Below are 12,583 nucleotides of genomic sequence, written 5' to 3'. Positions count from 1 at the left end.
GCGGTCAGGGGCAGGAACTGGGTTAGGAACGCGCGTCAGCCAACGCTAATTCCCGAAGACCTGCGCCGTCGCCGCCATCGCGCTGTCCTGCGTCAGGTCATAATGCAGCGGCGTCACCGTCACATAACCCTCCGCAATGGCGGCCAGATCGCTCCCCTCGGGCACGGAGTCGCTTTTCCCGAGCCCAAACCAATAATAGTCATAACCGCGCGGGTCGGTGCCCCGGATGATCTTCGTCCGGTCGACATCATGGAAACCTTGCCGAACCACGCGGATGCCCTTCACCGCCTCCGGATCGATCGCCGGAAAATTGACGTTGAACAGCAGCCGGGGACTGGCCGGCATGGCGATCAGCGGCCGCAACACCCGCTCGCCCCAAGCCCGCGCCGCAGCGAAGGGCACGGCATCGCCCATGCCCTCCCGCGCATAGACCTGGCTGAGCGCAATCGACTTGATCCCGGAAATCGCGCCTTCCATCGCGGCGGAAACCGTGCCCGAATAGGTCACATCCTCGGCCAGATTGGCCCCCCGGTTGACGCCGGAAAGCACCAGATCGGGCTTTGCGTCCTGCATCAGATGGCCGACCGCCATCATCACCGCGTCGGTCGGCGTCCCTGTCACGCTATAATGTTTCTCGCCATGCTGGCGGATGCGCAGCGGCCGCGTGAGCGTCAGACTATGGCCCGCGCCCGACTGCTCCTCGCTCGGCGCGACGATCCAGATATCGTCGGATATCGTCCGCGCAATCTCCTCCAGCACGGTCAGGCCCGGAGCATCAACCCCATCGTCATTGGTAAGCAGGATACGCATGACGAGCCGCCCTTTACCGGGGCCGCAACCGCGTCAGGCCACCCATATAGGGCGCCAGCGCCTCCGGCACGATCACGCTGCCGTCCTCCTGCTGGTAATTTTCCAGCACCGCCACCAAAGTCCGCCCCACGGCCAGCCCCGACCCATTGAGTGTATGCAGGAAGCGGGTCTGCTTCTCGCCCTCCGGCTTGTAGCGCGCATTCATCCGCCGCGCCTGGAAATCGCCGCAGTTGGAGACGGAGCTGATCTCGCGATAGGTCTGTTGGCTCGGCAGCCAGACTTCCAGATCCCAGGTCTTGCGCGCGCCAAAGCCCATGTCGCCGGTGCAGAGCAGCACCTTGCGATAGGGCAGCTCCAGCGCCTGCAACACGCCCTCGGCCGCCGCGCACATGCGCTCATGCTCGGCCTCGGACTCCTCCGGCTTGCAGATCGCCACCAGCTCGACCTTCTCGAACTGATGCTGGCGGATGAACCCGCGCGTGTCGCGCCCCGCGGATCCCGCCTCCGACCGGAAACAGGGCGTCAGCGCCGTCAAGCGCAGCGGCAGGGTCTCCACCGGCACGATCTGCTCGCGCACGAGGTTGGTGAGGGAAACCTCCGCCGTCGGGATCAGCCAGCGCCCATCGGTGGTCCTGAACAGATCCTCCGCGAATTTCGGCAACTGCCCCGTGCCGAACAGCGCCTCGTCGCGCACCAGCAAAGGCGGATTGACCTCCTCATAGCCATTTTCGTCCGACTGGCGATCGAGCATATATTGCGCCAGCGCCCGGTGCAGCCGCGCCATCTGTCCGCGCAGCGCGGTGAAGCGCGCGCCGGACAGCGCCGCGCCACCCTCGAAATCCAGCCCCAGCGCCGGTCCGAAATCCGCATGATCCTGCGGCGTGAAGGTGAAGCTCCTCGGCTCGCCCCAGCGCGAAACCTCGACATTCTGCGCTTCATCCTCGCCCAGCGGCACATCGTCCGCCGGCAGGTTCGGGATTGCCGCCAGCCGCGCCGCCAAAGCCTCCCCGACTTCGCGATCCTCGGCCTCCAGCGCGGGCATGCTGTCCTTGAGCGCGGCGACTTCGGCCTTCAGTGCCTCGGCCTTTTCCATATCCTTCTGCGCCATCGCCTGGCCGATGGCCTTGCTTGCCTCATTGCGGCGCGCCTGGCCCTGTTGCAGCGCGGTCTTGATCGCCCGGCTGCGCTCGTCGAGCGCCAGCAGTTCCGCGCTCAGCGGGTTAAGCCCGCGCCGGGCAAGGCCGGCGTCGAAAGCGGCGGGATTTTCGCGAAGGAAACGAATGTCGTGCATGGGTCAGCCCTATGCCGTTGTGCTTGCCGCCGCGCAACCCTGCACGCCGCCGTCCGTTCGTGCTAAAAGCGATCGTTGAAAAGAGAGGAACGGGACGATGCAAATAGACCATGACGCGATGGTGCTGGTTGCCGACGGGCGCAAAATGCTGTTCTTTCGCAACAAGGGCAGCCCGGCCTTTCCCAATCTGGAAACGGAGGAAGTGAAGCAGCAGGACAATCCCCCCGATCGCGAGCAGGCCTCCGACGGGACCGGGCGCGGTCCCAATTCGGTGGGCAGTCACCGGGGAGCCGTGGAGCAGACCAATTTCCACGATTTGGAGGAAGCCCGCTTCGCTGCCGAAGCGGCCGAACTGCTCAAGCGCCGCGCCCTCGCCCATGACTATGACAAGCTGATCATCGTAGCGCCGCCCTCCGCCCTGGGCGAGATGCGCAAACATTATCACAAGGAAGTGCAGAACCGGCTGGTGGGGGAGATCGCCAAGGATCTGTCCAATCATCCCGTGCCGGAAATCGAGCGAATCATCGCGACGAGCTGAACGCGATATCCGGCCGGCGCTTCCCCCCGGATGCGCCGGCCGGATCGCCCCCGGTTAACCTTCGATCCCCGCCTTCGCTCGCGCGAACCGTTTGCGGGCCAGAAGGGCTGCTGCGCCTGCTCCAAATAGCAGCACCATCGGCGGCGCCGGAACATCGGTCGGCGGTGGCGGCGGATGATGATCGCCGCCCGACGAACTGGAGGATGAAGAGGAGGAGGATGTCGAGCTGCTGGTCGAGGAACTCGACGAAGACGAGCTGGAGGTCGAGCTCGAAGTCGAAGAACTGCTGGTCACATTGCCGCTCGACGTGGAGACGTTGCCCGACGACGTCGAAACATTCCCCGAAGATGTCGACACATTGCCTGAAGAGGTCGAAACCCCGCCCGTGGACGTCGATACCCCGCCAGTCGAAGTCGAAACACCCCCAGTCGAAGTGGACACGCCTCCGGTCGAGGTCGACACCCCACCGGTCGTCGAGCTGGTCGAGCTGGTGATTCCGCCGGTCGAGCTGCTGGTGGAGGAGATCACCACCGAACCGCCCGATCCGCCGCCGCTGCCGCCGAAAAACCCGCCGATGAAGCCGCCGCCGCCAAAGCCGGGGCCGCCCGCCATCACGATGGGCGCGCCGCCGCCGCCCGACATGACCGGCATTTCCGCCGCGGCCACCGGCGCGGGCAGGGGAATGGGTGCGGCCTGGGTCGTCACCGTCACGGTCTGCGGCGCGCAGGACACCGTCTTCACCACCCGCTGGACCTTGCGCACGGCATAATGCCTGCGCGGGGCCGCCTTCACGCTCTTGGTGCTGTGGACCCCGGCGGGACGCGCGCTTTCAGCGACATGGACAGCGCCGCCGCCGATGATCGCACCGCCAGCGGCGCAAGCGCATAATTTAGCCAATGCCATCCGTACCGACATAGGTTCCACTCTTGTTTATCTTTGCAGCCTGACTGGTCTCGTCACTGAAATTGCGCAGCAACGGTCGCGGGGCCATTTCCTAACTCTATCAACGCAAAACAAAGCGTTAACTTCAATGGCGTTAACTCTGAATATCGGGGCCAAGTCGAGGAAAAATATAACAAATCATAAACTACTATGGTTAACGTCCCATAGTGACACGGCGGCTGGCCGCTGCGACAATACGGCTTGTCTATTTTCTTTTGGCATTGCCCCACCCTACAGAATCGTCGGTTTTCCGTGGATAAGCGCGATGCGGCGCAGGATCGGCGCGCCGGACCACTGATTGTCCGCTTGTCTCCGGCCGTGCCGCTGGTTATTAGGCGCCGTCAATCACAAGTCACGGATACCCCGGCACTTTAAGCATTGGGGATCCCGCGAGTCGGAGAGCCAGATGGCATCGGTCCTGAATTCCGATAAAGACGGCCCAAATCCGCCGAAATCGGCTGTAACCCTCCCCCCCGATTATCGTCCTTCCGCAGACGAAGAATTTATGAACCCGCTCCAGTTGGAGTATTTCCGGCAGCGCCTGTGGGACTGGAAAAAGCAGATACTGACTGAAGCGGAGGGGACATTGGCGGTTCTGCAGAATGAACCGCTGCGTGAACCCGATCTCAACGACCGCGCATCGAGCGAGACGGACTGGTCGATCGAACTGCGCACCCGCGATCGTCAGCGCAAGCTGATCTCGAAGATCGACGCCGCGCTGCGCCGCATCGACGAGGGCGAATATGGCTATTGCGAAGTGACTGGCGAACCCATTTCGCTGGGCCGCCTGGAAGCCCGTCCGATCGCGACCATGACGGTCGAAGCGCAGGAACGGCACGAGCGGCAGGAAAAAGTCTCTCGCGACGATTAACCTTTTGTCCATGCGCCCATGGCAATATCGCTGCGATAATGTGGTGATATTGCAGGGCGTTGTGGATGGATGGCAATGAAAACATGGATCGGGGCCCCGCGCGATCGGGTCCGCGAGACAGTCTGTTCCTGCTCACCAATTTGAGTTCGGTGGACGGCACGCCGCTTGGCCGCGCGCGAGTCCGCAATCTTTCCGCGACTGGCTTGATGGCCGACTGCGAGCGCGCCGTGCCCGCGGGCACCCGCATCCGTTTCGATCTGCGCGGCATCGGGCAGGTCAACGGCTCGGTCGTCTGGTCGCGCGAAGACCGCATCGGCATCGCCTTCGACGAGGAAATCGACCCGCAACTGGCGCGCCGCCCGATCTCGGCGCAGGCGGGACAGGCATCGGTGCCGGACTATCTGCGCCAGCGCCGGCTCATTCGCTGAATTCTCAAATCCTTCCCGTCGTCAGATGGGGAGGGGGCGCCGCAACGTTCGCCCATTTCCCCTCCACCAGCCTGTGCGCGCCTTTGCAGCCATGGCGGACTTTCCCAACAATTCCTCAAAAAAAAGCCCCGCAGGCCCATCCAGCCCCGGAGCTTTCGTCACCCGTCACCTCAAGAAAAGGGCTGGATCAGCGGCAAGGGACCGCTGATCCATGCCTTTCACTCAGGCGTCACCGGCTGTCAGTGTTGCGCCTCCATTTCCTCCTTCAGCCGAAGCTTCTGCTTCTTGAGCGAGGCTACCAGGATCGCATCAGGCATCGGACGACTCGTCTCCGCCTTGATTCGTGCCTCAAGCCCTGCATGCTTGGCCGAAAGAGCTGAAATGTGGCTGTTTTCCATGACATTCTCCTAACGAGGGTGATGGATGGATGAATAAATCACGATTCGCGGGGATTGTCTTCGGGTGATTCGCGCTTTGCGACGGGACGCGTTGAAATTTGCGATGGTTCGTGTCGGCCCGTCGGGCTATCAAAGGGGGATGGGACGGCAATGGGTGCGAAAGTAGGTGTATGGTGAGCCGCGAAGACATCATGCGTCGGCTGGAATTGTTGCGAATCGAGCATCGCGATCTTGATGGCGCCATCGCCGCGCTGGTCGACTCCGGCTCGGGCGATCAGATGCAGATCGCCCGCCTTAAAAAACGCAAATTGCGGCTGCGCGACGAAATGGCGTTGCTGGAGGATCAACTCGTCCCCGACATCATCGCCTGACCGGTTTTTGGGCGGATTGTGGTTAATGCCGCGCCAACCGCCCCCGAATGAGACAATTCGGGGTTAACGGGCCGCATCGGGCCTGACAAGGGTTCCCGCTTATGGCACATGTCGGCCATGAAACTCGCCGCTTCCGCTGACCAGGGCTTGCACCGCCGTCTGGTCGATGGCCTTTATGTCGAAGCCATGATCATGGCGGATGAGGCGCGCGCCTATTTCGACATTCGCGAGACGTCCGATCCGGAAGTCGACGATCCGCTCCGCCGCGTCGCCTTTGCCTGCGAATCGCTGAAAGTCACGACCCGCCTCATGCACATCATCGCCTGGCTGCTGAGCCAGCGGGCCTGGCAACGCGGCGAACTTAGCGATGCGGAGATGCTGGACGAGAAATATCGCCTGGGCCATGCCGCCACCACCGATCCGACGCTTTCCGCCAACTTCCCCTTCGCCGCCCGCGCGCTGATAGAGGCGAGCCAGGATCTTTACGAGCGCGTCGCCCGCCTGCAGGACCGCATGGCCCGCCCGCGCGCCCAGGCGGAACCCAATCCTGCCCGTGCCCTGATGGATCGCCTCAACGCCGCCTTTTGACGGTCTGGCGTGCGGAAGATTTGATTTACAGCCTTGGTTGGCCAGAAGGGGACGTTGATAATATCGTCATCCCGGCTTGATCTTGGGGGCTGGCCTTCTGCCCAATAACTGGTCTAGATCAGGCATATGAACACCGGTTTGCGGACCTGCCGCCGCATTTCAGGCCTTCCGCAAGCTGCCCTTCTCGTGCCGCTGCTTCTGCTCGCGCCCGTCGCCTATGCGCAGACGGCGCCCCAGAGCGGTGTCCAGCACGACCCCGATCCCGCCCTTGCGCCGATGCCGGACATAGGCGTGGACTGGCCCGACATGGGTCAACCGGACAGCATCGCCCCGATGGTCGAGCTGCCGCCCGAAACCTCCGACGCGCCGCAGCAGGCCATCGCGCCCGAAGTTTCCGACGAACCGGCGGAGGAGGCAGCGACCTTTGCGGACACCGGCGAAGAGCGCCGCTACACCGTCACGCTTTCCGGCGTGGAAGAGATTGCCGATGCCCAGTTCACCACCCGTTTCAAGGAATTGTCGGCATTGCAGCAGGGGGAGGGGAAGCCTGCTAACCTTGCCCAGATCAATCGCCGCATCAAGGAAGACAGCGACCTGCTGGACCGCCTGTTGCGCGCCAAGGGCTATTATGCCGCCCGCGTCCGCGGGACCGTCGCCGCGCCGCCGCCCGGCAGCGACAAGCTGGTCGTCACCTTCCGGATCGTGCCGGGCGCCCGCTATCTGCTCTCGTCCGTCGACCTGACGGGCCTAGAAACCACTGGGGAGCGTGAGGCGGAATTGCGCGCCGCCTTCCCGCCCAAGCCCGGAGACCCGGTTGACGCCGACGCCATCCTCGCGGGCCAGGTATCGCTGACGGTCGCCCTTGCGGAAAACGGCTTCCCCTTCGGCAAGGTGGGGGAGCCGGAAGTCCGCATCGACCATGATGAGCGTAAGGGTGACCTGGACATTGTCGTCAATCCCGGCGCCTATCGCACCTTCGGCAAGATCGTCATGGCCGATGAGGATCTGTTCAGCGCCCGCCATGTCCAGCGCATCGCCCGCTTTCATCCCGGCGATACCTATATGGCCTCGGATGTCGAGGATCTGCGTCAGGCGCTGGTCGCCACCGGCCTCGTCTCCTCCCTGACCATGACGCCGAGGGATGCCGGCGATGGCGAGCATGTCGACCTTGCCGTCGACGCCAGGCCTGCGCCGCTGCGCACCATTGCGGGCGAACTGGGCTATGGCACGGGTGAAGGCTATCGCGCGGAAGTCAGTTGGACGCACCGCAATTTCTTCCCGCCAGAAGGTTCCGTGACGTTGCGCGGCGTGCTCGGCACCCAGGAACAGACGGCATCCGTCATCTATCGCCGCAACAATTTCCGCCGCCGCGACAATGTGCTGACCGGGCTGCTGTCGGTCAGCAACATCCAGCGCGATGCCTATGACGCGCGCACCATCACCCTGTCGGGCTCGCTGGAGCGCCAGACCAACATATTGTTCCAGAAAAAATGGGTCTGGCGCATCGGCGGCGAACTGATCGCCTCGGACGAAGCGGATGCGTTCAGCAACGGCAACCGCCGCACCTTCTTCATCAGCGCCGTACCGTTGAGCCTCACCTATGACGGCAGCGACGACCTGCTGAACCCCACCAGGGGTTTCCGCCTGGGCGGTCGCCTCAGCCCGGAACTCTCCTTCCAGAACAGCACCTTCGGCTATGCCCGCGTGCAGCTCGACGGCAGCGTCTATCAGCCGATGAGCGACCGCATCGTGCTCGCCGCGCGCGCCCGTTTCGGGACGATCCTGGGTTCCACGGTCGATCGCATCGCGCCCTCGCGGCGTTTCTATGCAGGCGGCGGCGCGTCGGTGCGCGGCTATGGTTATCAGGCGATCGGCCCGCGCTACGGCCCGGACAATGATCCGGTGGGTGGCAAGAGTCTGGCTGAATTTTCGCTGGAATCGCGCATCCGCTTCGGCAATTTCGGCGTCGTGCCCTTCGTCGACGCCGGCAATATCTCGACCAGCTTCCTGCCGCGTTTCCGCGACCTGCGCATCGGCGCGGGGCTGGGCGTACGCTATTACAGCAGCTTCGGCCCGATCCGCATCGATGTCGGCACGCCGATCAATCCACAATCCGGCGACCCGAAGCTTGCCGTCTATGTCTCGTTGGGGCAGGCCTTCTGATGACAGAAGATCAGTCCGAAACGACCCTGCCGCCACGCCGCCGCCGTGCCTGGGACGGCCGTTGGCAGCGGTGGATCGCGGGGCTGCTCGCGACGCTGCTGCTCATTATCGCGGGCACCTTGGCCTGGCTCGACACCGCGCCCGGCCATCGCTTCCTCGTTTCCCGCATCGCCCGGATCAGCCCGCCTTCGGGCCTGCGCATCCATGTCGACCGGATCGACGGCAGCATATACCGCAAGGCGATCCTCCACGGCCTCACCCTGTCCGATCCCAAGGGCGCCTTCCTCGACGCCCCCCGCGTGGAACTCGACTGGTGGCCCTTCGCCTGGCTCTCCAACCGGCTCGACATCGATCGCCTTGTCATCCCAGAGGCGACCCTGCGCAAGCTGCCCAAGCTCAACCCCAGCGAGCGGCAAGGCCCGATCCTCCCCGGCTTCGACATCCGCCTGATGCAGTTTTCCGTCGGCCGCCTGATCATCGACCGGGGCGTCACCGGCAAGATTCAGCAGGCCACGCTGTTGGGCGACGCCGACATTCGTGGTGGCCGCGCGATCATCGACCTCTCGGCTCGCGTGCTGAACGGCGAGGATGCGCTCAACATCGCGCTCGACAGCCGTCCGGACGACGACAAGTTCGACCTCGACGTCACTGTCAATGCTCCCAAGGGCGGGGTACTGGCCGTCATGGCGGGCCTGAAACAGGACGCCAATCTGCGTATCCACGGCAAGGGCAGCTGGACCCGCTGGGATGGCCGCCTCGCCGGCACGCTCGACAGCGAACCCGCCATCGACCTGAAACTGGCCGCCCGCAGCGGAACCTATGCTGCCACCGGCACGATCGAAGGCTCCGCCATAGCGGGGCGTGGCCTGTTCCAGCGCCTCTCCGCGCCGCGCCTGGCCATCCAGGCCAGCGGATCGATGGCCGACCGGGTGATCGACGGCAAGCTCTCGCTCCGTTCCACCGCGATCGATCTTAGTGCCGACGGCGGCATCGACCTGCGCAACAATGCGCTCGACAATCTGCTGGTCGATGTGAAGCTCGCCCGACCGCAGGCGCTGCTCAAGTCGATGACCGGCCGCGACATCGCCGCCCGTATCCGCCTGGACGGTCCGCTCGCCGGGTTCGGCTATGAATATCTGTTGACGGCGAAGCAACTCGCCTTCGGCAAGACGGTGATCCATGATGTCCGCGCCGACGGCAAGGGGCGCAAGACCAAGGGCGGCCCCGCGCTGATCCCCGTCCATCTGCGTGCGCGCCGTCTGGACGGGCAGGGGGAACTGGTCGAAGGCATCATCCGCAATTTCGAGCTCGACGGCGTGCTCCAGCTCAAGAACCAGCAGATCGTCAGCAACCCGATGACGGTCCGCTCCGACAAGTTGCACGGCAAGCTCATCATGATCGCGGACCTTAGGACGGGCCGCTATGATTTCGGCTTGGACGGTCAGATCAGCGGACTCGCCATTCGCGGCCTCGGCATCGTCGACGTCACGTCGAAGCTGCGCGCGGTCCCCGGTCCCAAAGGCGCCTTCACCCTGAGCGGCAACGCCATGGCGCGAATGCGGCGGCTCGATAACAGCTTCCTGCGCTCGCTGGGCGGCGGCTTGCCGGTGGTCCGCAGCGCGCTCTCGCTGGGACCGGACGGCCAGCTTCAATTCACCAACCTTCACCTCGACGCGCCGCTGCTCACGCTCACGGCCAAGGGTTATCGCCGCCGCGACGGCACCATCCATTTCGAAGGCGGCGGCCAGCACAAAAGCTATGGCCCGCTGCGCCTCACCCTGGAGGGCAAGATCGACCGGCCGACCGTCGACGTCGTTTTGCAAAGCCCATTGAAGGCGCTGGGCGTCACCGACATGCACGCGCACCTGATCCCCGACGCGGCGGGTTACAGCTTCACGGCGGAGGGCGGCTCCACCCTCGGTCCCTTCACCGGCAATGGCGCGATCCTGCTGCCCCCCGGTGGGCAGGCCACCGTCCGCATCGCCCGCGTCACCGCCTCGGGTGTGACCGCCAGCGGCGACCTGCGCCCGGTCACCGGCGGCCTGGACGGCACGCTCAATGTCAGCGGCCCCGTTACCGGCACCGTTGCCTTCGCGCCGGTCAGCGGCGTGCAGCAACTCAAGCTCGCTCTTGTCGCCACCGACGCTAGCTTCGATGGCCCCACCGCCATTACCGTCCGCCGTGGCAAGCTGGACGCCACGATCCTGCTCGATCCCTCGGGCACCTGGATCAACGCCACGGCGCAGGCGCGGGGGCTTCGCGTCGGCGCCATCCAGATCGGCCGCCTGGCCGCCAATGCCGATCTGGTTGACGGCAGCGGCAAGGTCCGCGCCAGCATTTCCGGCCAGCGCGGCCGCCTGTTCGACCTCACCGGCGAAGCGCAGGTCACGCCCGGCCGCATCCAGCTTCAGGCCAGCGGCACTGTCGACAAACGCCCGATCAAGCTGACCCGCGCCGCCATCTTCACCCGTACGCAAGATGGCTGGCGCCTCGATCCCGCGTCGATCAGCTTCGCGGGCGGCTCGCTCCAACTGGGCGGCGAACTGAGCGGCCAGACCACCAGCATAGAGGCGCGCCTGGAAAAGCTGCCGCTCTCGCTGCTCGACATCGCCTATGACAATCTCGGCCTCGGCGGCACGGCGACCGGCTCGCTCAGCTATGTCCATACTCGCGGCGGCGTGCCCACCGGCAAGGCGGAACTGCGCGTGCGTGGCCTGTCCCGTTCCGGCCTGTCGCTCAGTTCCCGCCCGGTCGATGCCGGCGTCAACGCGGTCCTCACCCACGACCGGCTTGCGACCCGCATGATCTTCGTCGCGGATGGCCAGACCATCGGCCGCGCCCAGGCGTTGCTCACACCGCTCGGCACCGAAGGAAGCCTGGTCGAACGCCTCAACCGCGCGCCGCTCTTCGCGCAGCTTCGTTATAATGGCACCGCCGACACGCTCTGGCGCCTGACCGGGGTGGAGATCGTCGACATATCCGGCCCCGTCAGCGTCACCGCCGACGCACGCGGCACGCTGGGAGATCCCGCCATCACCGGCTCGCTCGCGACCGATGGCGCCGCGATCAACAGCCCCGTCACCGGCATGCGCCTGCACGGCGTCAAGGCGCGGGGCCGCTTCTCCGGCGCGCAACTGGTCATGACCGATTTCAGCGCCGCCGCGCAAAATGGGGGGACGGTCACGGGTACGGGCAGCTTCACCTTCAACGGCATCGCAGGCGTCGGCATGGATTTGCGCCTGCAAGCCGAAAATGCGGCCCTGCTGGAGCGGGACGATATCGCCGCCACCGTCACCGGCCCGATCACGCTCAGTTCCACCGGCAAGGGCGGCACCATCGGCGGCGACCTCATCCTCAACCGCAGCCGCTTCACCATGGGCCGCGCCGCCGCCGTCGCGCAAATCCCCGAACTTCGGGTCATCGAGATCAACCGCCGTGGCGATGAGATCGAGCGTCCCCGCACCGTTGTCCCTTGGGCGCTGGCGATCAAGGCGCGCGCCCGCAACCGCCTGATCGTCACTGGCCTGGGCCTCGACAGCGAATGGCGCGCCGATCTCGACATTGGCGGCACCGTCACCAATCCCGCCATCGGGGGCACCGCCGACCTCGTCCGTGGCACCTATGATTTCGCCGGCCGCCGTTTCGACCTCAAGGAAGGCAAGATCCAGTTCGACGGCCGCACCCCCGTCAACCCCATGCTCGACATCGATGCGGAGGCGAATGTCAGCGACCTGACCGCCACCATCCATGTCGGCGGCACGGGACTCAAGCCAGTCATCAGCTTCACCAGCGTACCGGCGTTGCCGCAGGACGAACTGCTCTCCCGCATCCTCTTCGGCACATCGATCACCAACCTGTCCGCGCCAGAAGCGCTGCAATTGGCTTCGGCGGTCGGTTCGCTCCAGGGGCAGGGCGGCCTTGACCCGATCAACGCCGTGCGCAAGGCGGCGGGGCTGGATCGTCTCCGCATCATCGCCGCTGACCCGACGCAGGGGCAGGGGACTTCCATCGCGGCGGGCAAATATCTGACGCGCAAGACCTATGTGGAGCTGATCACCGACGGGCAGGGCTATTCCGCCACGCGCATCGAATATCAGGTCACGCGCTGGCTCTCGCTGCTGGGCGCCATCTCGACGCTGGGCCGTGAAAGCGTCAACGTCCGCGTTTCAAAGGATTATTGAGC

The 12,583-nt window shown here is 65.0% G+C and carries 11 protein-coding genes; 8 read left to right on the top strand and 3 right to left on the bottom strand.

The window, feature by feature from the left end:
- Nucleotides 1-45: 45 nt before the first annotated feature.
- Together surE and serS are read right to left on the bottom strand one after the other, a co-directional pair.
- Complete coding sequence (gene surE, locus VVT58_RS08120; protein ID WP_066555675.1) at nucleotides 46-810, bottom strand: 5'/3'-nucleotidase SurE; 765 nt, start codon at nucleotides 808-810, stop codon at nucleotides 46-48.
- A 13-nt stretch (nucleotides 811-823) separates the two neighbouring features.
- Nucleotides 824-2,101 (bottom strand): serine--tRNA ligase, encoded by a 1,278-nt coding sequence (gene serS / locus VVT58_RS08115; RefSeq protein WP_327753445.1) that lies wholly within the window; start codon nucleotides 2,099-2,101, stop codon nucleotides 824-826.
- Between the two features lie 97 nt (nucleotides 2,102-2,198).
- Between serS and VVT58_RS08110 the strand changes: the two genes are divergently transcribed.
- The 4 genes from VVT58_RS08110 (at nucleotide 2,199) to VVT58_RS08095 (ending at nucleotide 4,880) form a co-directional block, all read left to right on the top strand.
- Nucleotides 2,199-2,639 (top strand): host attachment family protein, encoded by a 441-nt coding sequence (locus tag VVT58_RS08110; protein WP_327753446.1) that lies wholly within the window; start codon nucleotides 2,199-2,201, stop codon nucleotides 2,637-2,639.
- A gap of 295 nt (nucleotides 2,640-2,934) precedes the next feature.
- Nucleotides 2,935-3,408: a hypothetical protein gene (locus VVT58_RS08105; RefSeq protein WP_351999955.1), complete on the top strand. Its 474-nt coding sequence runs from the start codon at nucleotides 2,935-2,937 to the stop codon at nucleotides 3,406-3,408.
- A gap of 579 nt (nucleotides 3,409-3,987) precedes the next feature.
- A complete protein-coding gene (gene dksA / locus VVT58_RS08100) occupies nucleotides 3,988-4,452 on the top strand; it encodes an RNA polymerase-binding protein DksA (protein ID WP_066555682.1) in 465 nt (154 codons plus the stop codon).
- A gap of 83 nt (nucleotides 4,453-4,535) precedes the next feature.
- The gene (locus tag VVT58_RS08095; protein WP_405053690.1) at nucleotides 4,536-4,880 is read left to right on the top strand and encodes a PilZ domain-containing protein; all 345 of its coding nucleotides are present in this window, start codon (nucleotides 4,536-4,538) and stop codon (nucleotides 4,878-4,880) included.
- 239 nt (nucleotides 4,881-5,119) lie between these two features.
- On the opposite strand, the gene VVT58_RS08090 is transcribed toward VVT58_RS08095, so the two are convergent.
- Nucleotides 5,120-5,278, bottom strand: coding sequence for a YdcH family protein (locus tag VVT58_RS08090; RefSeq protein WP_007684009.1), 159 nt, complete (start codon nucleotides 5,276-5,278; stop codon nucleotides 5,120-5,122).
- Between the two features lie 191 nt (nucleotides 5,279-5,469).
- On the opposite strand from VVT58_RS08090, the gene VVT58_RS08085 reads away from it, so the two are divergent.
- The 4 genes from VVT58_RS08085 to VVT58_RS08070 all read left to right on the top strand — a co-directional run bounded on the left by VVT58_RS08085 (nucleotide 5,470) and on the right by VVT58_RS08070 (nucleotide 12,581).
- Nucleotides 5,470-5,649, top strand: a complete 180-nt coding sequence (locus VVT58_RS08085; RefSeq protein WP_066561497.1) for a YdcH family protein — start codon at nucleotides 5,470-5,472, stop codon at nucleotides 5,647-5,649.
- 117 nt (nucleotides 5,650-5,766) lie between these two features.
- Nucleotides 5,767-6,237: a DUF1465 family protein gene (locus tag VVT58_RS08080; protein ID WP_327753449.1), complete on the top strand. Its 471-nt coding sequence runs from the start codon at nucleotides 5,767-5,769 to the stop codon at nucleotides 6,235-6,237.
- A gap of 126 nt (nucleotides 6,238-6,363) precedes the next feature.
- Entirely contained in the window at nucleotides 6,364-8,400 is a 2,037-nt protein-coding gene (locus tag VVT58_RS08075) for an autotransporter assembly complex family protein (protein WP_327753450.1), read from the top strand.
- Entirely contained in the window at nucleotides 8,400-12,581 is a 4,182-nt protein-coding gene (locus tag VVT58_RS08070) for a translocation/assembly module TamB domain-containing protein (RefSeq protein ID WP_327753451.1), read from the top strand. Before VVT58_RS08075 ends, VVT58_RS08070 begins: the two co-directional genes overlap by 1 nt.
- The last annotated feature ends 2 nt before the right edge of the window (nucleotides 12,582-12,583 follow it).

Source organism: Sphingobium sp. SJ10-10, from assembly GCF_036038995.2.
GTDB lineage: Bacteria > Pseudomonadota > Alphaproteobacteria > Sphingomonadales > Sphingomonadaceae > Sphingobium.
Note: the sequence above shows the minus strand (reverse complement) of the source record. Positions and strands in the feature narration are given on the sequence as shown.